Below are 26628 nucleotides of genomic sequence, written 5' to 3' on the forward strand. Positions count from 1 at the left end.
TCTTTTTTTGTAATAAAACCTGCATTTTTGAAATATATATTTATTAAGAAATTTTATGCGGGGGGGATAATTGTGAAGAGCAATATATATGAAGATATATCTAAAAGGACTCAAGGTGATATATACATAGGCGTAGTAGGACCTGTTAGAACTGGTAAATCTACATTCATAAAAAGATTTATGGAGCTTTTAGTAATACCTAATATTGATAATGATTATAAAAAAGAGCGAACTAGAGATGAATTACCTCAAAGTGGTACAGGAAAAACTATAATGACTGTTGAACCTAAATTTGTACCGGCAGATGGAATAGAGATAAAGGTTAAAGATAAGCTTAGAATGAAGATTAGAATGGTTGATTGTGTAGGATATTTAGTTGATGGAGCATTAGGGCATGAAGAAGAAGGAAAAGAGAGAATGGTATCAACTCCTTGGATGGAAAAACAAATACCTTTTGAAATGGCAGCTGAAATAGGAACTAAGAAAGTAATAAAAGAACACTCTACAATTGGTGTTGTAATGTTGACAGATGGAAGTGTAACAGGAATAGATAGAAGAAGTTATGTACCGTCTGAAGAAAGAGTTATAAATGAATTAAAAGAGTTAAATAAGCCGTTTAGTATTATTTTAAATACAAGAACACCTAATGATCAACAAACGCTTAAATTAAAAAATGATTTAGAAGAAAAATATGATATGCCTGTATTGCCTCTTGACATACTTAATATGGATTTAGATGATGTTGAGAATGTTATGGAAACTATATTATTTGATTTCCCACTTAGAGAAATAAATATAAATCTACCAAAATGGGTAGAAGGACTTGAAAAAAATCATTGGATAAAAAATGATATTATAAAGACTATAAAAGAAAGTCTTGATGACGTAGGAAAGATAAGAGATATTAAAAATATTGTTAATAGATTTGAAGATATTGAGTTTTTAGATAAATGCTACTTAGATGATGTTGGACTTGGAGAGGGAATAGTAAATATTAAATTAGATACAAAACAAGATCTATTCTATAATGTATTAGAAGAAAAAAGTGGATTTAGAATTGATGGAGAACATCAACTACTAAGTCTTATATCTAAACTATCTAAGGTTAAATCAGAATATGATAAGGTAGAAGTTGCATTAAATGATGTTAGAGATAAGGGATATGGATTAGTACCTCCATCATTAGAAGAGTTAACTCTGGATACTCCTGAACAAGTTAAAAAGGGAAATCAGTATGGTGTTAGATTAAGAGCTAAGGCGCCATCCATTCATTTAATTAGAGCAGATATAACCACTGAGGTATCTCCTGTTGTTGGAACTGAAAAACAGGGTGAAGAACTTGTTAAATACCTTCTAGAAGGATTCCAAGAAAATCCAGAGCAAATATGGCAATCAAATATGTTTGGAAAATCATTACATGATTTAGTTAAAGAACAGCTTCAAAATAAATTATTTATGATGCCAGAAGATGTAAGAATAAAAATGCAAAAAACACTTCAAAAAATAATTAATGAAGGTAGTGCTAATTTGATAACTATAATATTATAATCATTAAACAAAAGAGGCTTATTTAAGCCTCTTTTTTCTTGACTTTTAGGTGCTTATTGATATAATCTAGTAATTAAAGGGGGTAAGTTTTTTAACCCTATTTTTTTTGTGAATATATAAAATGAAGCTTAATTCAGGTGGGATTTTCGCAAATTTTAACTTTTAGATAAATTAAATATAAAAAGGATAAATAACGTTTTTGAAGAATTATTAAATTATATAGAGGTGAACTCTGTGAAAAAGAGAAAAAAAAGAAAATATAAGAGAGTAAAAATTAAGTATAATTATTTAATAATACTTGGTGTGATTGCTTACATATTCGTTAGACTGTTAAATAATATGACTAGCTATACAGTTCAGGTTGAAACTGTAGAGTATGGCGATTTAGTAGAATGTATAAATAAACAAGGGGTTATAATAAAGGATGAGCAAGTAATATTATCACAAGCTCAGGGGAATATAGATTACTTAGTTCAAGAAGGGAAAAGAATTCCTAAAAATAAAAAAATAGCTGAAATACAAAAAGGTGAAGTTGACCTTCAGAAAAAAGAAAAACTCGATACTATAAATAGAAGAATAGATAGTATAGAATCTAACAGAAATGAAGAAATACTTAAGAGTGATATACATAAAATAGATGTGACAACAAACAGATTGAGAGAAGAAATAAAGACTAAGCTTATAAATTCAGATATAGAAAATATACAGAACTTAAAAGAAGAATTACTAGAGGCTATAGATAAAAAGAGTCTGATATGGGGAGAAAAAAGTATTATTGGTAAAAATATAAAAACTCTACAAGAAGAAAAATTCAAGATAGAAAATGATCTAAATTCTTCAGTTAAAAATGTTTTTGCACAAGAGTCGGGTGTTATATCCTTTAATCAAGATGGATACGAAGATACTCTTAAATTATCTAGTATAGACCATTTAAATTCACAATATCTTTCAACAGTTAAAAATCAAGAAAATAGAATAAAGAAAAATGGTAATGTTGATGTAGGGAATCAAATAGGAAAGATAATAAATAACCATATATGGTATATCGCTTCAATCCTTGATGAACAAGAAACTAGTCATATAAAAATAGGTGCAAATGTAAAAGTTAGTAAAGATGGACAAGTATTTAGTGCTAATGTTAAAAATTTATATAAAGATGAGAACAAAAAAAATATATTAGTACTTGAAGTAGATGAAGAAAAAGTAGATTTTTATGATGAAAGAGTTAGTAACTTTAATATCATATATAGACAGGTTAGTGGTATAAAAATTCCTAAAAATGCTGTTGTTACAGTAAAAGAAAAAAGAGGAGTATATATATTGTCAGAAACAGGAAGTGCTGTTTTTAAAGAACTTAAGAGCATATTAGGAGAAGATGATGAGTACATAGTACTTGATTACTCTGATATTAAGAAAAATAGAATAGATACTATTGATTTATATGATGAACTTATTATAAATCCTAAAAATATAAAAGAAGGTCAAAAGATAAGGTAGGTGTGAGAAGTGGATTACATAAAACAAAATTTAGACGAAGTACTAGGTTCAATAAATAATTCTGCTAATAAAGCAAATGTAAATCCAGATGATATTATATTGATAGGTGTTACAAAAACTGTAGACATACCTATTATAGAAGAAGCAATACGCTTAGGGATAACTCATGTTGGAGAAAACAAACCACAAGAACTTGTAAGGAAATATGAGGTAATAGGGGATAAAGTAAAATGGCACCTCATAGGATCACTACAGACTAATAAAGTAAAGTATATTATAGATAAAGCAGATATGATTCATTCTTTAGATAGAATATCTTTATGTGAAGAAATAAACAAAAGAGCTAAAAATATAAACAAGGTTATGGATTGTTTAGTTCAAGTTAATATATCAAAAGAAGATACTAAACATGGGCTTTACAAAGAAGATGTTTTAGATTTTATAAAAACTGTATCTAGTGATTATAAAAATATAAAAATTAATGGAATTATGACTATGGCACCATATGTTGATAACCCAGAAGATGTTAGAATATATTTTAAGGAAATAAAAAAAATATCGGAAGAAATAGAAAAACTCAATTTAGAAAATGTTGAGATGAACTATTTATCTATGGGGATGAGCAACGATTATAAGATAGCTATAGAAGAAGGATCGAATATGGTAAGAGTTGGGACTTCTATATTTGGTAAAAGAAATTATATGAAATAGGAGGAATAGATATGTCTGATAAATTTGTAGATAAAGTAAAAAAATTTATGGGCTTCGAAGAAGAGTATGAAGAATACGAAGAAGAAGAATATGAAGAAGAAGTTCTTAATTTAAATCAAAAGCCAGCGGCAAAACCTAATAGTAAGATAGTGAATATACATGCAACTACTCAAATGAAGGTTATGATACATGAACCACAAGATTACGATGAAGCTGCATCTATTGTAGATAACTTAAAAAATAGAAAGGCTGTAGTTGTAAATTTAGAAAATATAGAAGACTTAGAACTTATAAAGAATATATTTCATTTTGTAAGTGGTGCAGTATATGCACTTGATGGAAGTATTCAAAAGGTATCTAAGGGAATTTTTATATTAGCCCCTAGCAATATAGATATCGATGGAAATATCAAAAAAGAACTTGAAAACAAAGGATTATTTCCATGGCAAAAAAATGTGTAAAAGGAGAATTCATTTATGTGGATTATAATTAAGGCATTAGGGTATTTTGTTCAGTTTTTAGAACTTATGATTATAATAAGATGTGTTATTTCTTTTGTGCCGAGTTTACAATACTCTAAGCTTACAGATTTTGTATATAGTGTAACAGAACCTATATTGTACCCTATAAGAGAGCTGTTATATAAGTATACAAATACAGGTTCGTTTGATCTTTCGCCTATAATAGCTTATATTCTTATAGGGTGGGTATATAAGATTGTTATGAGAATATTATTTATGGTGTTTTAGATGGTTGACAAAGGAAGAATAACTTCGCATATAAAGGACTTAGATTTAAAAAAAACTATATATAAAGTTATAGACAAGGCTTTAGGTGTTTTAAAAAATCACGACTATAGATATACAGATTTTTTAAATCCATATGAATTAAAAAACGCTATAGCAGCGCTGAACTCTATAGACGATATAAAATACAGTGTGTATGGAGGATATGACGGATCTGAAAGAAAGGTAATATACATATATCCTTACTATGTATCTGAAGAAGATATAGATTCTCCTATAAGTGCTTTGACCATTGAGGGAAACTTCAAGTTCAAAGAGGTATCTCATAAAGATTATTTAGGATCTATACTTGGTCTTGGTATAAAAAGAGAAAAAATAGGAGACATATTAATACATAAAAGTTTTTGTCAAGTTGTAGTCCAAACTGATATAAAAGATTATATAATTCTTAATATGACTAAGGTAGCTCGTAATAATATATCAGTTAAAGAAATATCAATTTCTGAAATTAAAAAAGTAGATATAAATTATAAGGAAATAGGTTTTACTGTTTCTTCTAATAGAATTGATAGCATTGTATCTTCAATATACAATATATCTAGACAAGAGGCGAATAAAATTATTTCATCAAATAGGGTTTATGTAGATTATGAGCCTATCAATAATATCTCAAAGAAGATAGATGTAAATTCATTAATATCTGTAAGGGGAAAAGGCAGATGTATAATATGTGATATAGGAGATGTAAATAAAAAAGGAAGATTAAGAGTAAAAGTAAAAATAATATTGTAGGAGGTTTTAAAGTAATGATAACTCCATTAGATATAGAAAACAAAGAATTTAGAAGAGCATTAAGAGGATTTAAAGAAGAAGAAGTAGATGAATTTCTAGATGAGGTTAAAGAGGATTTTGAAAAACTTTACAAAGAAAATATAGAATTAAAAGATAAATTAAGCATGATGACAGAACAAGTAAACAAATACAAAAATATAGAAGAAACATTAAAAAATACCCTTATAGTAGCTCAAAATACAGCTGAGGAAGTAAACACTAATGCAGCTAAAAAATCACAACTTGTAATAGAAGAAGCTGAGTTTAAAGCTAGAAAAATAATAGAAGAAGCTAACAATCAAGTTATAGAAATAAGAAAAGAATACGAAGAAACTAGAAAGTCATTTAAGCTATTTAAGGGCAAGTTTAAGGGGCTTTTACAAAATGAAATAAAGATAATAGATGAGACTTTTGACGATATAGACTAATAATACATAAAATACAAAATTTTCTATAAATTTTAAAAAAGATATTGACCTATTTAAAAAAATATTATAAAATGCTATTAAATCTTAATTAAAACTCAATAATAAAAAAACTGAGAAGGGGACAAGTACATTTTAAGTAATTTTACAGAGAGCTGATGTTTGGTGAAAATCAGTAAATTATAAAGATGGAATATCACCCCGGAGTTGCAGGCTGAAATAATAGTAAGCTTAGCCGTTAGAATCGTTAATCTTAAATGAGATGTTACATATAATTTTGTGTTATTTGTAATAATTAGGGTGGTAACGCGTGCATATACCTCGTCCCTTTATAGGGGATGAGGTTTTTTTGTTGAAATAATGATAATACTATATATAATAAAGAAAGGATGAAATGTATGAAAAAATTTGAATCACTAGTAAATTCAGTTGTAGAAAGTGAAAAACAAACATCTGAGTTTTGGAACGAAGTAAACATACTAGAAAAAACAATAGAGCATGGAAATGATAATCCTTCATTTGTATTCTTTGAAGGACCACCAACAGCAAATGGAAAGCCTGGAATACACCATGTTATGGCTAGAACTCTAAAAGATTCTGTTTGTAGATATAAAACTATGAGTGGATATCAAGTAAAAAGAAAAGCAGGTTGGGATACTCATGGACTTCCTGTTGAAATAGAAGTAGAAAAACAATTAGGATTAAAAGATAAGCTAGAAATAGAAAACTATGGAATAGACAAGTTCAATGAAAAGTGTAGAGAATCTGTTTTCTCATACGAGAAGTTATGGAGACAAATGACAGAGCGTATGGCTTACGAGACTGATCTTGATAATCCATATATAACTCTTGATAATAATTATATAGAGAGTGTTTGGTGGATACTTGATAAATTCAATAAAGAAGGATATATATACGAAGGACATAAGATTCTTCCTTATTGTTCAAGATGTGGAACTGGACTTGCATCTCATGAGGTTGCTCAAGGATACAAAGAGATAAAGACTAATACTGTAATAGTTAAATTCAAGAGAAAAGATGTAGATGAATACTTCTTAGCTTGGACGACTACTCCTTGGACTTTACCATCAAATGTTGCACTTGCAGTAAACCCAAATGAAACTTATATAAAAATCAAAGCTAATGATGAAGTTTGTTATATAGAAAAAACTTTAGCTCCTAAGGTAATAGAAGGAGAATATGAAGTAATAGAAGAGCTTAAAGGTAAAGATTTAGAGTATATGGAATATGAACAATTAATGCCATTTGCAACTGCTGAGAAAAAAGCATTCTTTGTTGTATGTGGAGATTATGTAACTACAGAAGATGGTACTGGTATAGTTCATACTGCTCCAGCATTTGGAGAAGATGACTACAATGTAGGTAGAAAATACGATCTTCCAGTACTTCAACCAGTTGATGAAAGCGGTAAATTTATTACTACTCCATGGGAAGGCAGATTTGTAATGGAGGATGGAATAGATGTAGAAATAATTAAATGGTTACATGCTGAGGGTAAACTTTACAAGAAAGAAAAGATGGATCACAACTATCCTCACTGCTGGAGATGTTCTACTCCACTTTTATATTATGCTAAGCCAAGCTGGTATATTGAAATGACTAAGCTTAAAGATAAACTTATAGAGAACAACAACACTGTTGAGTGGTATCCATCATTTGTTGGAGAAAAGCGTTTTGGAAACTGGCTTGAAAACTTAAATGATTGGGCAGTATCTAGAAGTAGATATTGGGGAACTCCACTTAACATTTGGACTTGTGAATGTGGACACAAAGAGTCAGTAGGTTCAAGAAAAGAATTAGTTGAAAAAGCTATAGAAGATATAGATGAAACAATAGAGCTACACAGACCTTATATAGATGATGTTCATATTAAGTGTAGTGAATGTGGAAAAACTATGACAAGAGTTAAAGATGTAATAGATTGCTGGTTTGATAGTGGAGCTATGCCTTATGCTCAACATCACTACCCATTTGAAAATAAAGAAAACTTTGATCAATTATTCCCAGCTGATTTCATATCTGAAGGAATAGATCAAACAAGAGGATGGTTCTACTCACTTCTTGCTATTTCAACATTTGTGATGGGAAAAGCACCATATAAGAGAGTTTTAGTTACAGATCTTATATTAGACAAAGATGGAAAGAAAATGTCAAAATCAAAAGGAAATACTATAAATCCATTTGAATTATTTGATCAATATGGAGCAGATGTATTGAGATGGTACTTACTTTATGTATCACCACCTTGGAACCCAACTAAGTTTGACGTTGATGGACTTAAAGAAATTCAAAGTAAGTTCTTTGGTACTATCAAAAATGTTTATAACTTCTTTGCTCTGTATGCTAATACAGATGGAATAGATCCTAAGGACTTCTTTGTTGATTACAAGGATAGACCGGAGCTTGACAGATGGATATTATCTAAGTACAATAACTTGAAATTAGAAGTAGAGGAAAACTTAGATGCATACGATTTAACAAAGGCTGTAAGAAGTATCCAAGAATTTGTAAATGAAAATCTTTCAAACTGGTATATAAGACGTTCTCGTAGACGTTTCTGGGCTAGTGAATTAACTGAAGATAAAAAAGCTGTATATAACACAACTTATGAAATATTAGTTGGAATATCTCAAATGGTTGCACCTTTTGCACCTTACTTATCAGAAGAGATATACAGAAAGCTTACAGGAGAATTCTCTGTTCACTTAAGTGATTATCCAAGAGTTGATAAGAGTTTAATAGACTTAAAAGTAGAAGAGAAAATGGACTTAGTTAAAAACTTAGTTGCTCTTGGTAGAGCATCAAGAGAGAATGTTAGAATAAAGGTTCGTCAACCTATACAAAAAGTTTTAATAGATGGTAAGTATGAAGAGACAATAGATGATTTAGTAGAATTAATTAAAGAAGAGCTTAACGTTAAAGATGTTGTATTTGCTAAAGACTTAGGCGAATATATGAACTTTAGCTTAAAGCCAAACTTTAAGGTACTAGGCCCTGTTCTTGGACCAAAGATTAAGTCATTTGGAAAGGCTTTAGCTTCACTTGATGCATCAGATGCAGTTGCAAAGCTAGAAGCTGGTCAAACTTTAACAACTGATCTTGATGGAGAAGATTTTGAAGTTTCAAAAGATCATGTATTAATAAATATTTCTTCAAAAGAAGGATTCAATGTATCTGTTGAAAATAATCTATTTGTTATACTTGATACAACTTTAACTGATGAACTTGTAAATGAAGGATACGCAAGAGAGTTCATATCTAAAGTTCAACAAATGAGAAAGAATAATGATTATGAAATGATGGATAATATAAAGATATTCTTCAACGGAGATGATACTATATCTAAGGCAGTCGAATTATATAAAGATTATATAATGACTGAAACTTTAGGTGTTTCTATAGAGGAAGTTTCTGATGAAGATTTAGAAAAGCATAACTTAAATGACCATGAAACTGGAATTAAATTAGAAAAAACTAATTAATATAAAAAGTGCTCCTTAAAGGAGCGCTTTTTATCTGTAGTAAAAATATCGACTATTTTAAGCAACAGAGTCGTGAGACTTGTTGGCGACATGAGTCAGTGCGTAGCAACTAGACGAATTTTTAAAGGAGGAATAATTATGAACATAATAGGAATAATTGGAGCAATGGATGAGGAAGTAGATATATTAAGAGATTTAATGGATATTAAAGAAACTGTAGAAAAGGCTTCTTTAAAGTTTTATGTAGGTAAAATAGAAGGAAAAGATGTTGTTTTAGTAAGATGTGGTATAGGTAAGGTAAATGCTGCACTTTGTGCTCAAATACTTATAAGTGAATTTAAGGTAGATGCCGTTATAAATACAGGTGTTGCTGGAGCTTTACATGAAGATTTAGATGTATTTGATATAGTAATATCAACAGACACTATACAACATGACTTTGATACTACTGTATTTGGTTATGAAGTAGGAGTTATTCCTAGAATGGAAGAGTCAACTTTTAAAGCAGATGATAGATTGATTGAAGTAGCTTATAATTCTAGCATTAACTCTGATAAAAAATACAAGGTAGTTAAAGGAAGAGTTCTAACAGGAGATGTATTCGTTTCAAGTAAGGAATTAAAAGATAAACTTGTAAATAATCTTAAAGGTTATTGTGCTGAAATGGAAGGTGCTGCTATTGGTCATGCTTGCTATGTAAACAATACACCATTTATAATAATAAGAGCTATGTCTGATAAGGCTGATGGAAGTGCAGATGTAACTTATGAAGAATTTGTAAGTGAAGCTGCTCATAATTCAAAAGAAATAGTTCTTGGTATTCTTAAGAATTTACAATAATATTTTGATGCTCCCTAAATTTAGGGGGCTTTTTTTGATATATATTTATGGTATAAATATATATAAGAATATATTAAGGGGTGAAAATATGGTTAACTTAGTTATTATTGGACCAAAAGGGAAAATGGGTAAACTTATAACAAAATTTGCATACGAAGATGAAAAAATAAATGTCGTTGGAGGTGTAGCTCCTAGGGGGAGGGATTATATAGGAGAAGATATAGGATTAGCTTGCAATCTAGGTAAAAATATAGGCGCAATAGTTTATGATGATTTAAATGATATTATACAAAAGTGTGATGTAATAGTAGATTACACATCTCCTGAAGTTTCTATGGATGTGATAAAAACTGCTGTAAAGTATAACAAATCAGTAGTGTGTGGAACAACTGGATTTAGTAAAGAGGAATTTTATACTATAAAGGAATATTCAAATCATATACCTATTCTTTATGCAGCAAACACTTCTAGGATAGTAAATTTAATGTATAAGATACTTGATATGGTAACTAAATCAATAGGAGATGAAGCAGATATAGAGATAATAGAGATGCATGATAGATTTAAAAAAGATGCTCCAAGTGGAACTTCTAAAGAAATGGGCTCAGTTATAGCAAATGCACTTAACAAGGATTTTTCCGATTTGGCTGAATATGGAAGATGTGGAATAGGAGAAAGAAGAGAAGGTAGTGTAGGATATCATTCTATAAGAAGTGGCGATATATCAAGTAGTCATACAGTGATGTTTGGAATGATGGGAGAACGTTTTGAAATAACTCATCATGCATATAACTGGGATTGCTTTGCTAAAGGAGCTTGCAAATCTATAACATATCTTTATGAAAAAGAAGCAGGTCTATATAGTGTTGAGGATATATTATAAATTATTTTGAGAAAGGAACGTATCATAAAAATGTAGGTGCTGTACAGCTGGAGCTGATATATATGTGCAGTATTTTCTAGGGATGAGACCTCAGGAATCTTATGAAAAATATAGGAATAAAAAATCCGTAGGGATTGTAAGAGCTAGTTTAGGGATGTATAATAATATTGGTAAAATCAATAGATTTGTTGATGCTCTTAGAAAATTATAGAAAGGAAGATTATAATGTTTATAGTTTCACTTACATATATCAAAGAACTTGATATAGTAGAATCTTATCTTCAAGAACATGTTGACTACTTAAAAGAACAGTATGCAAAAGGATTTTTCATGGCATCAGGAAGAAAAGTTCCAAGAACCGGAGGAGTAATTTTATCTAATATTAAGGATAAGGAAGAACTCATGGATGTACTTAAAAAGGATCCATTTTACAAAAATGAGGTAGCACAATATGATATTATTGAGTTTGTTCCAAGCATGACAAGTAAAGAATTAGATTTTTTGACTCTATAGTGGAAAGCCCCCTAAAAAATGAAGTGCTTCCTGTCAAGTATACAGTGGAAATAATTAAAAACTGGACTGAACCCGCTTAAGTAGACATTATAAATAGTCTATTTCTGAAGGTTCAGTTTTTCAAATTCTAAAGGAGATAAATAAGCAAGAGAAGAATGTCTTCGTTTACGATTATAAAACATCTCAATATATTCAAATATTGCTTTTTTAACTTCATCTTTATTAGCGAAAATTTTATTAGCATTATCATAGGGATTTCCTGGTTTACTCATACTTGATACAATCCCATATTTTTCGATCTGACTTTGATATCTTTTCCCAACGATACGATACCCATAGCACATTTTAAATTGACTATGTATGTCTTGTATATATTCTTTTAGTGATTTATTTTCGACTTCTCGTTACACCATTCATAATAATAAGGGTTATGTGTGATAAGGCTGATGGAAGTGCAGATGTAGTTTATGAAGAATTTGTAAATGAAGCTGCCCATAATTCAAAAGAAATAGTTCTTGGTATGCTTAATAATATATAAAATTAAAAACAAATTAAATCTAAGTTACTTAACTTAGATTTACTTTGTTTTTTTTGCAATTTAAATATTTCCTCTTTGAAGTCCTGTAAATCCTGTTCGAACTAGTTCTATGATTCCATAGGGTTTTATAATTTCTATAAAAGCAGAAATTTTTTCGAAATCTCCAGTTAGTTCGATGGTCATAGTCTCTGTGGATATATCTATTACTTTTGCTCTAAATATGTTTACTGTTTCATGAATTGATGCTCTTTGATTAGACTTTGCTGTTATTTTTATAAATACTAGTTCTCTGCAAATGGATTTTTCAGGTTCTAATTGTATAACCTTAATTACATCAATAAGCTTGTTTAATTGTTTTTTTATTTGTTCTAGAGTGTAATCATCACTGTTAACTACGATTGTCATACGAGAAATTTTGGGATTTTCTGTTTCACCAACAGATAGACTATCTATATTATATCCTCTTCGCGTAAATAAACCTGCAATTTTACTAAGAACCCCTGAATGGTTCTCTACTAAAACAGATAAGACATGTTTACTAATAAGAATCCCCCCCTTTACAGTGTACTAAAATTTGGATCTACGATACATTCTATAAGATAGCTTTTTTCACTTTGAATTGCTTCTTTCAATGCTTGTTCAAATTCTTCATTTGAAAGTACTTTTTTACCAGTTAAACCATAAGCTTTAGAAATTTGAACAAAGTCAGGATTAAATTCAAAATTTATCCCAAAATAACTACCCTTTCCATAAGCATTATGTTGAAGCTCTCTAACCATCCCTAATCGATTATTATTAAATAATAAAATAATAGTATTTAAATTGTTCCCTGATAGGGTTCCCAATTCACTTAAAGGCATCTGTATTCCGCCATCTCCAACAACACTAATTACTTTTTTGTTTGGACATGCTAGCTTTGCTCCTATTGCAGCTGGAATGCTATATCCCATTGTTCCTAATCCTCCGGATGTAAGAAATCTTCTGTTCCCCTTTATTTCAAAGTGATGGGCAGTCCAGATTTGGTTTTGACCTACATCGGCAGTAATGATAGCATCTTCATCTACTGTATCAGATAGAAATTTTAAAGCTTTTTTGGGATTCACAAAGTTTTTATAGTAGGGATTTTCTTTTTTATAGTTTATTTTTAATTCATTAATTTCAAGTAACCATTGTTCTGTTACAATGGGTGTTATTAAATTAACAAGAGTCTGTAAAATATTTTTACAGTCTCCAATAATTGGAATGTTAGTATTTATATTTTTTCCTACTTCAGCAGGATCTATATCAATATGAATAATATCTATATTCTCATTTGTTTCATTAAAACCAGCTGTTGCACGATCTCCTATTCGAGCACCAATAATCATCAATAAATCTGCTTTACGAACAATTTGATTGGAATAAGAATGTCCATGGGAACCTACCATTCCAACATAATAAGGAGAATCACAAGGCAGGGATCCAATTCCCATTAATGTATGAACAACGGGTATTTTTGCTTTTTCAACAAAAGAAATAAATTCTTTAGAAGCATTTGAACATAATACTCCTCCACCTACGCAAATTAAAGGTTTTTTGCTATTTTTAAGCTTTCTTAAAGCTCTTTTTATTTGTCCTGTATGTCCTTCATATGTAGGGTTATAGCCTATGATATTTACATTTTCAGGATAATCAAATTTGATAGATTGTCTTTGAATATCTACGGGTATATCTATAAGTACAGGACCAGGCCTTCCGCTAGAAGCGATATAAAAGGATTCTTTTATGATTCTGGGAATATCATTGGCATCTTTAATTAAATAATTATGTTTTGTAAAAGGTTCAGTAGCCCCTATAATATCTGCTTCTTGAAATGCATCTTTTCCTATACAGGTAGATTTTACTTGTCCAGTAATGACTACAAGGGGAATAGAGTCCATATAAGCAGTAGCAATTCCTGTAATTAAATTTGTAGCACCAGGGCCTGAAGTTGCAATGCAAACTCCTGTCTTTTCACTAGATCTGGCATACCCACTTGCACTATGAGGTGCTGACTGTTCATTTCTAATTAATATATGTTTTATATTAGAATTTCTCAATGATTCATAGAGTGGGAGTACAGCACCACCTGGATATCCAAAAATAGTGTCAACTTCTTCGTTTTCTAGACATTTTATTATTGCATCTGAAACTTTCATATTTTACCCCCTTTGCATTGAAAATTAATATATAGATTTAAAAATTAAATTTAATAGAACTGATTCTATCAAATATGAAATGAGAATGTCAACTGAAAAAAACAGAAAAGTTTAAATATTCATAAAAAAATAATTTTACATAAAATTCAAAAAAATATATTGACTTCGATTTTCTCATCTGATAAAATTTTAAAACATATAACAAAACCGAATAGCTAAATGCTATGAAGGAGAGCGTATTTTGATGTTCAGTTTCAGAGAGTCGATGGATGGTGTGAATCGATACTGAGAAAAAATACTACTCGCTCTGGAGCAGTATCTTTGAAATAATAGTAGGAGATTATGGTTGGCACCATTATAGGCCAGGATTTAATTGAATCTAATATCGAGTGGTTTTTGCGTTGAGCAAAAGCAAGTAAGGTGGTACCACGGGTAAAATAATACTCGTCCTTAAATAATATTTAAGGGCGAGTTTTTTTGTACCTAGAATTGGAACAGTGTATAGTTATGAGGGATATGTAGCAATGTGCAGTGTATTTTGTATACCAATTTAAAGGGGGAGTTAATATGAACAAGCAAATAAAGATATTTGACACTACATTAAGAGATGGAGAACAATCACCAGGATGCAGTATGAACATACAAGAAAAAATAGAAATGGCAAGACAGCTAGAGAGGATGAATGTAGATGTAATCGAAGCTGGATTTGCTATTGCATCAAAAGGCGATTTTGTATCAGTAAGGGAAATTTCAAAAAATATAAAAAACTGTACTATAGCAAGCTTAGCTAGAGCTTTACCTAAGGATATAGATACAGCATGGGAGGCTGTAAAGTATGCTAAAAGACCTAGAATTCACACTTTCATTGCTACATCAGATATTCATATGAAATATAAATTGAGAATGAGACCCGATGAAGTGTTAGAAAATGCAGTAAATATAGTAAAGTATGCTAAAAGGTATTGCGATGATATAGAATTTTCTGCAGAAGATGCAACTAGAAGTGATCCTGAGTTTTTAGCTAAGATATTTCAGGCGGTTATTGATGCAGGAGCAACAGTAATTAATATTCCAGATACAGTAGGGTATACAACACCTGATGAATACTATAAGTTTATAAAGAATATACGCGAGAATGTGGGAAATGTACAGAAAGCAGAAATATCAGTTCATTGTCATAATGACTTAGGTATGGCGGTTGCAAATACATTAGCAGCTATAAAGGCAGGCGCTACTCAAGTTGAATGTACTATGAATGGAATCGGTGAGAGAGCAGGAAATGCAGCTTTAGAAGAAATTGTTATGGCAATTAACACAAGGAAAGACATACTAGGTGTTGCATCCAGAATAGACACAACTCAAATTATGAGATCTAGCAAGCTTTTAAGTAATATAACTGGAGTATACGTTCAACCTAATAAGGCTATTGTTGGTACGAATGCATTTGCTCATGAATCTGGAATTCATCAACATGGAGTCATACAAGAGAGAAGTACTTATGAAATTATGACACCAGAATCTATAGGGCTTTCAGAAAATAAAATGGTTCTTGGAAAACATTCTGGACGTCACGCTTTTGAAGACAGAGTTGAAAAATTAGGATATAACTTAAATAGAGATGAAATAAATAAGGCATTTGAGCAATTTAAGGAATTAGCTGATAAAAAGAAGGTCGTCTATGATGATGATATAGAGGCTATTGTAAATAAAGATGCTATTGATATACCAAAGGCTTATGAATTGAAAAGGTTTGTTATTAATAGTGGAAATACAATAACATCAACTGCATCTGTTGTATTAAAAAATAAGGATGATGAAATAGAGGAAGCATCAAAAGGAGATGGACCAGTAGATGCAGCATTTAAAGCTATTGAAAAAATACTAGGAATAGAGATTAGGTTAAAGGATTATTCACTACGTTCTGTAACTCAAGGCAAGGATGCATTAGGGGAGTCTGTGGTAAAAATTAGCGATGCTAATAAGATTTATACAGGCAGAGGTCTTAGCACAGACATTGTTGAATCGAGTATAAATGCTTATATAAATGCAGTGAATAAAATGGTTTATGAAATAAACTAAATTAATAATTAGGGAGGAATTTTAAAATGACAAAAATGTATTATGAAAAGGATGGAAATTTAGAAATATTTGAAGGAAAGAAAGTAGCAATTATAGGATATGGAAGTCAAGGTCATGCTCATGCACTAAATCTAAAAGAAAGTGGAGTAGATGTTGTTGTTGGATTATATAAAGGAAGTAAATCTTGGGAAAAAGTTAAAGAAAATGGATTAGAAGTAATGGAAGTTGCAAATGCAGTAAAGGAAAGTAGTGTAATTATGATTTTAGTACCAGATGAAAAGCAAAAAAATATATATGAAGATCATATAAAACCTAATTTAAAAGAAGGAGATACTTTGGCTTTTGCTCATGGATTCAATATACATTTTAATCAAATAGTTCCACCGAAATATGTAGATGTATTTATGGTTGCTCCAAAAGGACCTGGTCATTTAGTAAGAAGAGTATATGAAGAAGGAGGAGGCGTTCCAGGGCTTATAGCAATATATCAAGATTATACTGGTAAAGCAAAGTATACTGCTCTTGCATATGCAAAAGGAATAGGTGCAACAAGAGCGGGGGTAATAGAAACTACTTTTAAAGAAGAAACAGAAACAGATTTATTTGGAGAGCAAGCGGTTCTGTGTGGAGGAGTAACAGAACTTATAAAAGCAGGTTTTGATACTCTTGTAAAAGCAGGATATAAACCAGAAATAGCATATTTTGAATGTCTTCATGAAATGAAATTGATTGTAGATTTATTATATGAAGGTGGATTTGAGAAAATGCGCTACAGCATTAGTGATACTGCTGAATATGGTGATTATATGATTGGAAGAAGAATTATAACACAAGAAACAAGAAAAGAAATGAAAAAAGTTTTGGAAGAAATTCAAGCAGGCAAGTTTGCTAAAGACTGGATATCAGAAAATATGGTAAATAGACCTGTATTTAATGCAATAAAAGAGAGTGAATTAGAACATCCAATTGTAGAAGTTGGTAAAACATTAAGAAATATGATGAAATGGATTAATGAATAAAAAGGAGGAAGCTTTTTATGGGGATGACAATGACACAAAAAATATTAGCAGTACATGCTGGCTTAAATGAGGTAAGCCCTGGACAGTTTATACAAGCTAAACTAGATATGGTACTTGGAAATGATATAACAACTCCTGTTGCTATAAATGAATTTAAAAAAATTAGAACAGATAAAGTATTCGATAAAAAGAAGATATCTATTGTACCTGACCATTTTGCACCGAACAAAGATATTAAAAGTGCACAACAATGTAAATGTACTCGTGAATTCGCATATGAAAAAGAGATTGAAAACTATTTTGAAATAGGTGAGATGGGAATAGAACATGCATTATTACCAGAAAAAGGTTTAGTTGTAGCTGGAGATGTTGTTATTGGAGCAGACTCTCATACATGTACTTACGGGGCATTAGGAGCATTTTCTACAGGAATAGGAAGTACGGACATGGCAGCAGGAATGGCTACTGGAAAGTGTTGGTTTAAAGTTCCAAAAGCAATTAAATTTATTTTGAAGGGTAAGCCACAAAAATGGGTTAGCGGAAAAGATATTATTCTTCACATAATAGGCATGATTAAAGTGGATGGAGCTTTATACAAATCTATGGAATTTATGGGGGATGGGATAAAGTATTTATCTATGGATGATAGATTTACCATTTCGAATATGGCTATTGAAGCAGGTGCTAAAAATGGAATATTTATTGTAGATGATATTACAATTGATTATATGAAAAATCATTCTGAAAAAGAATATACAATATATACTCCTGATGAAGATGCTGAATATGAAAAAGTATATGAAATAGATTTAAGTAGTATTAGACCAACAGTTTCTTTTCCACATATTCCAGACAACACAAGAACTATTGATGAGGTTGGAGATGTAAAAATAGATCAAGTTGTAATAGGGTCTTGTACGAATGGAAGAATAGAAGATTTAAGAGCTGCGGCAAAGGTATTAAAAGATAAAAAGGTATATAGGGGAGTTAGAACAATAATATTTCCTGCAACTCAAAAGATATATCTAGATGCAATAAAAGAAGGTTTGATAGAAATATTTATTAAAGCAGGAGCAGTAGTTAGTACACCAACTTGTGGACCTTGCTTAGGGGGTCATATGGGAATTTTAGCAGAAGGTGAGCGATGCATAGCTACTACAAATCGCAACTTTGTTGGGAGGATGGGTCACCCAAAATCAGAAGTATATTTAGCTAGTCCAGCAGTAGCAGCAGCTTCAGCTATAATTGGTAGGATTGTAAATCCAGAAAATTTAAGATAGGGGGATATTATGAAAAAGACAGGAATGGTTTTTAAATATGGAGACAATGTAGATACTGATGTTATTATGCCAGCTAGATATTTAAATACTTCAGACCCTAAGGAGTTAGCAAAATATTGTATGATAGATATAGATAAAGAATTTGCTAAAAAAGTAAAAAAAGATGACATAATAGTTGCAAACAAAAACTTTGGGTGTGGATCTTCGAGGGAACATGCACCTATTGCTATAAAAGCAAGTGGAGTATCTTGCGTAATAGCTAGTACTTTTGCAAGGATTTTTTATAGGAATTCTTTTAATATAGGGCTTCCTATATTAGAGTGTGAAGAAGCTGTAAATAAAATAGAGGATAGAGATGAAATAGAAGTAGATTTTAGTTTAGGTGAAATTACAAATATAACTAAAGGGGAGAAATATCAGGCTCAACCTCTTCCAGAATTTATGCAAGAAATAATATCTAAAGATGGACTTATAAATTATATAAATGAAAGATAATTTAAGGGAGGATTAAGAGTATGGATTTCAATATAGCTGTATTAAAAGGAGATGGAATTGGTCCTGAGGTTATAAATCAAGCATTATTAGTTTTAGACAAGATAGGTAAAAAATACAATCATCAATTCAATTTTAAAGAAGCTTTAATTGGTGGTCAGGCTATTGATAGAGTAGGAGAAAATCTTCCTAAAGAGACTATAGATATTTGTAAAGAAAGTGATGCTATTTTACTAGGAGCTGTTGGTGGTCCTAAATGGGATGGGTTATCTGGAGAAAAAAGGCCGGAAAAAGGATTATTAAAGATTAGAAAAATATTAAATTTATATGCAAACATTCGACCTGCTATATTATTTAAAGAACTAAAAAAAGCATGTCCTTTAAAAGATGAAATAATAGGAGATGGAATTGATATTTGCGTGGTTAGAGAACTTACAGGTGGAATATATTTTGGGGAAAAGGCAACTAGAGAAGGGAAAAATGGAAAAGAAGCCTATGATGTAGAAACTTATAATGAACAGGAGATACAAAGGATAGCAAAGTCTGCATTTGAAATTGCAAGAAAGAGAAATAAAAAAGTTGTAAGTGTTGATAAAGCGAATGTATTAGAAAGTTCTAGATTATGGAGAAAAACTGTAAATGAGGTATCAAAAAAATATGAAGATGTAATTTTAGAGCATATGTATGTAGACAATGCTTCTATGCAGCTTATTAAAAATCCAAGACAATTTGATGTTATATTAACATCAAATATGTTTGGGGATATATTGTCAGATGAGGCAAGTATGATTACAGGTTCTATAGGAATGCTTCCATCAGCTAGCCTGGGAGAAGGAAATATAGGACTTTATGAACCAATACATGGATCAGCACCAGATATAGCGGGACAAAATAAGTCAAATCCAATAGCCACTATATTGTCAGTAGCTATGATGCTTAGGCATTCTTTTGACTTGGAAGATGAGGCAAAAGATATAGAAAATGCTGTTGTAAATGTATTAAGTACTAATTATAGAACACTTGATATAATGGATGATAAAAATAAATTAGTTACAACTAATGAAATGGGAAGTTTGATAATGGAAAAAATATAGTTATTTTTTATATAAATATATCTAAATGAAAAAAGGTATAGCAAGGAATTAAAAATGCGTATCGATTATATTTTATAAAACCAAAAAGACAGATGCTAACATTTTGAGCATCTGTCTTTAATGTTATTATATTATTTTTCTAACAACAGTTCTCTTACTTGATTTACTTCAAAATTTGGTTTATATTCTTTTATACTTTTCATCTTTATGTTAGAAGGGATATTTTTTGATAAATTTAATTTCTCATATAGTTCTTCCAATGAAATGCCTGTGTAATCAGACACCTCTTCTAATGTCATATACCCCTTTATATCTTCAGCATTAACTATTTCACCTTTTTCAATAGGTTCAGGCAGTAAATCATAATTATTTGTTGCTTTAGCTACAGTAATTCCTCCGAAATAAATAGTAATTACAGATATAATTAAAACTATTGGAGTCATTGTTTTTTTCAATTGCTTATTCTCTAAAGCACCTGGAATAGGACATAATAAGGTACAAGTTTGACAATTTAAACACTCTGCTGAATTTATTTCCTTTAACTCAGCTATATTAATGTTAGCTGGACATTTTTTGCTACAGATTTTGCAGTTTATACATTTAGATTTATTTTTAACTATTTTATTAGGGCTTATTTTAGATATAATTCCTAAAAAAGCTCCCATAGGACATAAATATTTACAAAAGAACCTATCATACAGTATTGAACCTACTAGAGTAATTATTAAAATTATAAATCCAATTAAATTTTCATCAATGACCTCTTCAAACTCTCCAAACATATGGGCATAAGCTGACCAAGGATCGTAGCTAGACATCCATAGTTCACCTGTTTTCCATGCAAATACTGCAGTAATCAATAAAATGAAGTATTTAAGGTATCTTAATAGTTTATCTATTTTATCAGGCATAATGAATTTTTTCTTAAATATTTTTTGACCTAGTATACTCATAAATTCTTGAAGCGCTCCAAATGGACATATAAGACCACAAAAGCTTCTTTTAAAGATAATAGATAAAATAATGGTAATCAATAAAAGCACCATTGTTCCTGAAAAAATTTTTTCAATAAAAATACCTTGTGCAAATAGTAAATAAAAACTTTCTAAAGCGCCATATGGACAAAGTGCATGTATCGAAGGCGATCCATCACTTCCTCCACCCAATACTTGATGCATGTAACCTTTATAAGCTACAAACAATAAAGAAGCTATAAGTATTATGTACCTGATAATTTTTGTTGTTGTCTGTTTCTTTTTAATTAATGTTTTTTCTGTTTTTAAATGCATTACAAATCCCCCCCTTTTTTTATGGATAATTTGGATATTAATACCATACAATATGATTGTTACAATTGTGTCACAATTTTATATAAATATAGATTAAAAAATCTTAAATAGGGCTTTTAGTATTTGTGGTATTATATTTATTTTCAATACATATATTTTATAGTATGACGTTTAAGATAATAAAAATGTAGAGGAGGGAAAAATATGGAAGATACATTTTTAATAAACAGAATATATAATTCATTAAATGAAATATGTAGAGAAAACAATATAAACAGAGTCAAAAATATAACATTTGTAGTTGGAGATGGTAGTGATCTAAATAAAGAGAATATTTGTGATTATTTTGAAAAAAATAAAAGTGAATTAATAGGGAAATGGACTAAGATAAATATGAAAATAGAGGATTTTGATAATAATATAGCAATTATACATAGTTTAGAAGGAGAAGACAAATAATAATTGAAACTATATAAAAAAAGATATATAATTGAATGTATAATTTTATATTTATAAATCTATGATTAAGATTAGTAGATATGAACTATGTTTCAGCGATTTAGGGGTGGTGAAAGCCTAATACAGATGTTTATATTGAATGGACTTATGAGTTTGAACCTGAAATAATATTAGGGTTTGACGCAAATCCTGCGTTAGAGGATAATAAGTGGACAAATGTCAATAAGAGTGGTACCGCGGGAATTTACTCGTCTCTAAATTATTTAGAGGCGAGTTTTTATATATAAGTAAATTATAATTTAAACTTTAGATAAATTAGGAGGTATATTATGAGTGATAAGAAAATAATATTTAGTGGAGCTCAACCATCTGGTAGACTTACACTAGGAAACTATATAGGGGCAGTTAAAAACTGGGTAGATCTTCAAGATGAATACAATTGCTATTATTGCGTAGTAGATTCTCATGCTATAACAGTTCCTCAAGAGGCAAAAACTTTAAGAAAAAATACTATTGAAGCACTTGCTCAATATATAGCTAGTGGACTTGATCCTGAAAAAAATACTATATTTATCCAATCACATGTAAGTGCACATGCAGAACTTGCATGGATTTTAAATACAATGACTTATATGGGAGAGTTAAACAGAATGACTCAATTTAAGGAAAAATCTCAAAAAAGTGAGGCTAACTTAAATGCTGCTTTATTTACTTATCCAGTATTAATGGCTGCAGATATTTTACTATATCAAACTGATTTAGTTCCAGTTGGAGAAGATCAAAAGCAGCATTTAGAACTTGCTAGAAATTTAGCTCAAAGATTTAATAATAGATATAGCGAAACTTTTAAAGTTCCGGATCCTTATATAGCTAAGGTTGGAGCTAGGGTTATGAGTCTTCAAGAGCCTACAAAGAAAATGTCAAAATCAGATGATAACCCAAATGCATCTATACTAATGGTAGAAGAGCCTGATGCTATAGTTAGAAAGTTAAAAAGAGCTGTTACTGATTCTGTTGGAGTAGTTAGATATTTAGATGAACAACCTGGAATTAAAAATCTTATGAACATATACTCTAAATTATCAGGAAAATCAATACAAGAAATAGAGCTTATGTACGAAGGAAAGGGGTATGGACAATTTAAAGAAGATACTGCTGAAGTTATAGTTGAAGCATTAAGACCTGTAAGAGAAAAGTACAATGATTTATTAAATAATAAAGATTATTTAGAAAAAATATATGCTGAGGGAGCTAATAAAGCAGAGCAGAATGCTAGAAAGACTTTAAGAAAAGTGTATAAAAAGGTTGGACTTGTTCCAAGGAAATTTATTTAATAAAAAAATAGACTGTTGTTTTACAACAGTCTATTTTTAAATATTATTAAATATAGGAATTATACGAATTTTTTTTGAAAAATTTTGAAATAATACTTCATAACATTATATTTAAGTATAATCTAAAAACTCTTAAGTTTAGGATAAATAATTAAATAGGGGGAAAACTAATTGAAGGAAGATAGATTAGATAAAATAGAAAAAAAAATAGATGATTTGGCTCAAAGTCTAGATAAAAGCAGGATTAGAGAATATACAGATATGATAAATAATCCGAAGAGGCTTATTTATTTAAATTTTATAGCGGGACTTGCTAAAGGGTTCGGAACCGCTATAGGACTTACACTTCTTGCTGCTGTAGTTGCATATATACTACATAGTTGGGTAAACCTTCCTTTAATAGGCCAATACATAGCCAAACTTTTAGACATTATTGAGAACTATAGATAGGAGGAAAAAAATGAACAAAAGTGATATGGAGTATTATAGACAAATTCTTTTAAAGGAAAAAGAAAAGGTTGCTAATTTAATAGAGGAAATTGAGGATGATACTGTAGCTACAGATGGTTTTAAAAATTCAAGTGTTAAAGACAGCACTGGAGAACTTTCTGGGTATGACAATCATCCTGCTGACATGGGAACAGAACTATTTATGAGAGAGATGGATTTAAAGCTTAAAACAGGTGAATCTATAAGACTTTACAATATAAATAAAGCGCTTGAAAAAATAGATTTAGGTTTATACGGCAAGTGTGAAGAGTGTAGTAAAGATATAGATTCAGAGAGACTTGAGATAATTCCTGAAACTCTTCTGTGCTCTAGTTGTTCAAAAGATCATAAAAAAGAATTTGATGAGGTAGAAGAAGATACTTTTACTAAGAGTGAATATTTTTATAGTGAATTGGTAGAAGGTCTTGAAAGGACTAATAGATATAGAGGATTAGATTTAGATTATGATGAGCTTTAATTGATGCCATGGATGATATCCATGGCATTTTGTGATATAATTCTACTGGTAAAAGATTATCCGAAAGCTAAAAGTTCTAAGGATCCACCCTTTTAAGGCTGGAGATAAGAACTTAACAGCTTCTGGATTAGTTTACCCAACGGATACTTACGCAACTAAAAATTCAGTTGGAATAAAAACTACATCTGAATTAAGTTTCACTTTATAAGGGGGTATGAAATTGAATATAGCATTATTTGTATTCTTAGTATTACTAGATCAAGTTACAAAGTATTATGCACTTAATTTTTTATCGAAGATAGGAAGCATAACTATTATAGATAATATGTTTAATCTTACATATGTTGAAAATAGAGGAGCAGCATTTGGAATGCTTCAAAATCAAAAGTGGTTCTTCATTTTGGTAGCATTTGTGGTAGTTTCATTCATCGTATACTATCTAAGAACTAATAAAAATATCAGCAGATTATATCAAGTATCATTAGTACTTATACTAGCAGGGGCCATAGGGAACTTAATAGATAGAATAAGACTAAATTTTGTAGTGGACTTTTTTGACTTTATAGTATGGCCAGTATTTAATATGGCAGATATATGTGTTGTAATAGGAGGAATACTACTTTCGTACATTATAATATTTGACAAAGAGTAGGAGCGGGATATATGGAGCAAGTAAAATTTGAGGTAAATGAAGAGAATGAAGGTATGAGATTGGACGTTTTTTTATCAAGTAAATTTGATAATATGTCAAGGTCGTATATTCAAAAGATTATAAAAGAAGGAAATGTATTTGTAAATAATAAGAAAGAAAAGTCTAGATACATAACTAAGATAAATGATAAAATAAATTTAAATATACCAAAGCCTAAGGAATTAGAGGTTGAGGCTGAAAATATAGATATAGATATAGTTTATGAAGATGATGATGTATTGGTAGTAAACAAGCCACAGGGAATGGTTGTCCATCCTGCACCGGGAAATTATACTGGTACATTGGTCAATGCTATACTTTATCATTGTAGGGATAATTTGTCTTCTATAAACGGAGTTATAAGACCGGGAATAGTTCATAGAATAGACAAAGATACATCTGGACTTTTGATGATAGCAAAGAACAATAATGCACACAATTTTTTATCAGAGCAATTAAAAGAGCACACTATAACTAGAAAATATCATATGATAAGTTATGGAGTATTAAAAGAAGATACTATGACTGTTGATGCACCTATTGCAAGACATCCTGTTGATAGACTTAAAATGGCAATAGTTGAAGGTGGCAAAAGGGCTGTAACCCACTTTAAAGTATTGAAAAGATTTGAAAAATACACTTATGTGGAAGCTCAGCTTGAAACGGGTAGAACTCATCAAATAAGAGTTCATATGGCTAGTAAAAGACATCCATTAGTGGGAGACCCTGTATATGGACCAAAAAATTCGAAATTTAAATTAAATGGACAAATGCTACATGCTAAAACATTAGGATTTATACATCCTACTACAAAAGAGTATATGGAATTTAACTCGAATCTTCCCGATTATTTTGAAAAAATGTTAAATATACTTGACTAAAATAAGTTAAGGTGATAAAATTTTAAAAAAGTGAATAACAAACCTTTAATTACAGTACAGAGAGACTGGCAAGGATTATACGTAAATTAATTACGTTTTACATGCGTATTATAACTTCTTGCCTTTGGGTGAGAAGTTTTTTATATATTGTGGAGGTGTAATTCTTGAAGGAAAAAGCTAAATTAATGGATGATAAAGCTATAGCAAGAGCTATAACTAGAATAAGTTATGAAATAATAGAAAAAAACAAAGGTATAGAAGATATTGTGTTAGTTGGAATAAAGACAAGAGGAGTACCTCTTGCCGATAGAATAGGAAAAAAAATCGAATCTATAGAAGAAAAAGGAATTAATATAGGGAAGGTAGACATAACTTTGTACAGAGATGATTTAACTAAACCAGATGTAGACCCTATACTTAATGGAACTGACATAGATTTTGATATAAATAACAAAAAAGTAGTTTTGATTGATGATGTATTATACACTGGTAGAACAGTGAGAGCTGCCATGGATGCAGTAATGGATATAGGTAGACCAAAATCTATACAACTAGCAGTTCTTGTAGATAGAGGACATAGAGAACTTCCTATAAGAGCTGACTATGTAGGAAAGAACGTACCTACATCTAATGAAGAAATTATAAGTGTTAATTTTAGTGAAATTGATGGTCAAGATTATGTTTCTATAAATGAAAAATAAATAATGTTTTGACCTTTTAAATCAGTACAGAGATGCTGAAAAGGGGAGATTATATTCTCCCTCCTTAAAAAATGAAGGAGGTATTTTTATGCAAGAGAAAGTATTAAACACGTCTATTGAAACACCTATA

The 26628-nt window shown here is 30.2% G+C and carries 28 protein-coding genes and 3 other annotated features; of the genes, 24 read left to right on the plus strand and 4 right to left on the minus strand.

Annotation, left to right across the window (positions count from 1 at the left end; translation table 11 throughout):
• The first annotated feature begins 72 nt into the window (after positions 1 to 72).
• The 12 genes from spoIVA to M2214_RS04945 all read left to right on the plus strand — a co-directional run bounded on the left by spoIVA (position 73) and on the right by M2214_RS04945 (position 11497).
• A complete protein-coding gene (gene spoIVA, locus M2214_RS04895) occupies positions 73 to 1548 on the plus strand; it encodes a stage IV sporulation protein A (protein WP_248483386.1) in 1476 nt (491 codons plus the stop codon).
• A 234-nt stretch (positions 1549 to 1782) separates the two neighbouring features.
• A complete protein-coding gene (locus M2214_RS04900; RefSeq protein WP_248483388.1) occupies positions 1783 to 3045 on the plus strand; it encodes an HlyD family efflux transporter periplasmic adaptor subunit in 1263 nt (420 codons plus the stop codon).
• Positions 3046 to 3054: 9 nt separating this feature from the next.
• Entirely contained in the window at positions 3055 to 3756 is a 702-nt protein-coding gene (locus M2214_RS04905) for a YggS family pyridoxal phosphate-dependent enzyme (protein ID WP_248483390.1), read from the plus strand.
• Between the two features lie 11 nt (positions 3757 to 3767).
• Positions 3768 to 4217: a cell division protein SepF gene (locus M2214_RS04910; RefSeq protein ID WP_248483392.1), complete on the plus strand. Its 450-nt coding sequence runs from the start codon at positions 3768 to 3770 to the stop codon at positions 4215 to 4217.
• A 15-nt stretch (positions 4218 to 4232) separates the two neighbouring features.
• Positions 4233 to 4505, plus strand: a complete 273-nt coding sequence (locus M2214_RS04915) for a YggT family protein (RefSeq protein ID WP_248483394.1) — start codon at positions 4233 to 4235, stop codon at positions 4503 to 4505.
• Positions 4506 to 5294, plus strand: a complete 789-nt coding sequence (locus M2214_RS04920) for a YlmH family RNA-binding protein (RefSeq protein ID WP_248483396.1) — start codon at positions 4506 to 4508, stop codon at positions 5292 to 5294.
• A gap of 14 nt (positions 5295 to 5308) precedes the next feature.
• Positions 5309 to 5761, plus strand: coding sequence for a DivIVA domain-containing protein (locus M2214_RS04925; RefSeq protein WP_248483398.1), 453 nt, complete (start codon positions 5309 to 5311; stop codon positions 5759 to 5761).
• A gap of 103 nt (positions 5762 to 5864) precedes the next feature.
• Positions 5865 to 6090: a binding site (T-box leader), on the plus strand.
• 66 nt (positions 6091 to 6156) lie between these two features.
• Entirely contained in the window at positions 6157 to 9261 is a 3105-nt protein-coding gene (ileS, locus tag M2214_RS04930; protein ID WP_248483400.1) for an isoleucine--tRNA ligase, read from the plus strand.
• A 138-nt stretch (positions 9262 to 9399) separates the two neighbouring features.
• Positions 9400 to 10101: a 5'-methylthioadenosine/adenosylhomocysteine nucleosidase gene (locus M2214_RS04935; RefSeq protein WP_248483403.1), complete on the plus strand. Its 702-nt coding sequence runs from the start codon at positions 9400 to 9402 to the stop codon at positions 10099 to 10101.
• A 34-nt stretch (positions 10102 to 10135) separates the two neighbouring features.
• Positions 10136 to 10984, plus strand: coding sequence for a 4-hydroxy-tetrahydrodipicolinate reductase (gene dapB, locus M2214_RS04940; protein ID WP_330651551.1), 849 nt, complete (start codon positions 10136 to 10138; stop codon positions 10982 to 10984).
• An 82-nt stretch (positions 10985 to 11066) separates the two neighbouring features.
• Positions 11067 to 11195, plus strand: a complete 129-nt coding sequence (locus M2214_RS18125; RefSeq protein WP_256466705.1) for a hypothetical protein — start codon at positions 11067 to 11069, stop codon at positions 11193 to 11195.
• A gap of 14 nt (positions 11196 to 11209) precedes the next feature.
• Positions 11210 to 11497 carry a YciI family protein gene (locus tag M2214_RS04945; RefSeq protein ID WP_248483405.1) on the plus strand — a complete coding sequence of 96 codons (288 nt, stop codon included), beginning with the start codon at positions 11210 to 11212 and terminating at the stop codon, positions 11495 to 11497.
• A gap of 98 nt (positions 11498 to 11595) precedes the next feature.
• Here the strand turns inward: M2214_RS04945 and M2214_RS18130 are convergent, their stop codons facing one another.
• The 3 genes from M2214_RS18130 to ilvB form a co-directional block, all read right to left on the minus strand.
• A complete protein-coding gene (locus M2214_RS18130) occupies positions 11596 to 11841 on the minus strand; it encodes an IS3 family transposase (protein WP_256466706.1) in 246 nt (81 codons plus the stop codon).
• A 254-nt stretch (positions 11842 to 12095) separates the two neighbouring features.
• A complete protein-coding gene (ilvN, locus tag M2214_RS04955; protein ID WP_330651581.1) occupies positions 12096 to 12584 on the minus strand; it encodes an acetolactate synthase small subunit in 489 nt (162 codons plus the stop codon).
• A gap of 8 nt (positions 12585 to 12592) precedes the next feature.
• Positions 12593 to 14212, minus strand: coding sequence for a biosynthetic-type acetolactate synthase large subunit (ilvB, locus tag M2214_RS04960; RefSeq protein ID WP_248483407.1), 1620 nt, complete (start codon positions 14210 to 14212; stop codon positions 12593 to 12595).
• A gap of 215 nt (positions 14213 to 14427) precedes the next feature.
• Positions 14428 to 14667, plus strand: a binding site (T-box leader).
• A 112-nt stretch (positions 14668 to 14779) separates the two neighbouring features.
• Here ilvB and M2214_RS04965 point away from each other — a divergent pair.
• Genes M2214_RS04965 through leuB form a run of 5 tightly spaced genes read left to right on the plus strand, consistent with a single transcriptional unit; the run spans position 14780 to position 20176 of the window.
• Positions 14780 to 16291 carry a 2-isopropylmalate synthase gene (locus M2214_RS04965; RefSeq protein WP_248483409.1) on the plus strand — a complete coding sequence of 504 codons (1512 nt, stop codon included), beginning with the start codon at positions 14780 to 14782 and terminating at the stop codon, positions 16289 to 16291.
• A gap of 26 nt (positions 16292 to 16317) precedes the next feature.
• Positions 16318 to 17310 carry a ketol-acid reductoisomerase gene (gene ilvC, locus M2214_RS04970; RefSeq protein ID WP_248483411.1) on the plus strand — a complete coding sequence of 331 codons (993 nt, stop codon included), beginning with the start codon at positions 16318 to 16320 and terminating at the stop codon, positions 17308 to 17310.
• Positions 17311 to 17327: 17 nt separating this feature from the next.
• Positions 17328 to 18590, plus strand: a complete 1263-nt coding sequence (gene leuC, locus M2214_RS04975; protein ID WP_248483413.1) for a 3-isopropylmalate dehydratase large subunit — start codon at positions 17328 to 17330, stop codon at positions 18588 to 18590.
• Between the two features lie 9 nt (positions 18591 to 18599).
• Positions 18600 to 19085 carry a 3-isopropylmalate dehydratase small subunit gene (leuD, locus tag M2214_RS04980; protein ID WP_248483415.1) on the plus strand — a complete coding sequence of 162 codons (486 nt, stop codon included), beginning with the start codon at positions 18600 to 18602 and terminating at the stop codon, positions 19083 to 19085.
• Positions 19086 to 19105: 20 nt separating this feature from the next.
• Complete coding sequence (leuB, locus tag M2214_RS04985; protein WP_248483417.1) at positions 19106 to 20176, plus strand: 3-isopropylmalate dehydrogenase; 1071 nt, start codon at positions 19106 to 19108, stop codon at positions 20174 to 20176.
• A gap of 131 nt (positions 20177 to 20307) precedes the next feature.
• Here leuB and M2214_RS04990 read toward each other — a convergent pair whose 3' ends face one another.
• Positions 20308 to 21465, minus strand: a complete 1158-nt coding sequence (locus tag M2214_RS04990) for a 4Fe-4S binding protein (protein ID WP_248483419.1) — start codon at positions 21463 to 21465, stop codon at positions 20308 to 20310.
• 204 nt (positions 21466 to 21669) lie between these two features.
• Here M2214_RS04990 and M2214_RS04995 point away from each other — a divergent pair, with 204 nt between their 5' ends.
• From M2214_RS04995 to pyrR, 7 genes are all read left to right on the plus strand, one after another.
• Positions 21670 to 21924: a hypothetical protein gene (locus M2214_RS04995; RefSeq protein ID WP_248483421.1), complete on the plus strand. Its 255-nt coding sequence runs from the start codon at positions 21670 to 21672 to the stop codon at positions 21922 to 21924.
• A 52-nt stretch (positions 21925 to 21976) separates the two neighbouring features.
• Positions 21977 to 22183: a binding site (T-box leader), on the plus strand.
• Between the two features lie 70 nt (positions 22184 to 22253).
• Positions 22254 to 23258, plus strand: coding sequence for a tryptophan--tRNA ligase (gene trpS, locus M2214_RS05000; protein WP_248483422.1), 1005 nt, complete (start codon positions 22254 to 22256; stop codon positions 23256 to 23258).
• 171 nt (positions 23259 to 23429) lie between these two features.
• The gene (locus M2214_RS05005; protein ID WP_248483424.1) at positions 23430 to 23708 is read left to right on the plus strand and encodes a DUF5665 domain-containing protein; all 279 of its coding nucleotides are present in this window, start codon (positions 23430 to 23432) and stop codon (positions 23706 to 23708) included.
• Between the two features lie 10 nt (positions 23709 to 23718).
• Positions 23719 to 24225: a TraR/DksA C4-type zinc finger protein gene (locus M2214_RS05010; protein ID WP_248483426.1), complete on the plus strand. Its 507-nt coding sequence runs from the start codon at positions 23719 to 23721 to the stop codon at positions 24223 to 24225.
• 220 nt (positions 24226 to 24445) lie between these two features.
• Positions 24446 to 24877 carry a signal peptidase II gene (gene lspA / locus M2214_RS05015; RefSeq protein WP_330651552.1) on the plus strand — a complete coding sequence of 144 codons (432 nt, stop codon included), beginning with the start codon at positions 24446 to 24448 and terminating at the stop codon, positions 24875 to 24877.
• A gap of 11 nt (positions 24878 to 24888) precedes the next feature.
• The gene (locus M2214_RS05020; RefSeq protein WP_248483430.1) at positions 24889 to 25797 is read left to right on the plus strand and encodes an RluA family pseudouridine synthase; all 909 of its coding nucleotides are present in this window, start codon (positions 24889 to 24891) and stop codon (positions 25795 to 25797) included.
• Positions 25798 to 25961: 164 nt separating this feature from the next.
• Positions 25962 to 26498 (plus strand): bifunctional pyr operon transcriptional regulator/uracil phosphoribosyltransferase PyrR, encoded by a 537-nt coding sequence (gene pyrR / locus M2214_RS05025; protein ID WP_248483432.1) that lies wholly within the window; start codon positions 25962 to 25964, stop codon positions 26496 to 26498.
• The last annotated feature ends 130 nt before the right edge of the window (positions 26499 to 26628 follow it).

This window comes from Tepidibacter aestuarii (genome assembly GCF_934924865.1).
Lineage (GTDB): Bacteria > Bacillota > Clostridia > Peptostreptococcales > Peptostreptococcaceae > Tepidibacter_A > Tepidibacter_A aestuarii.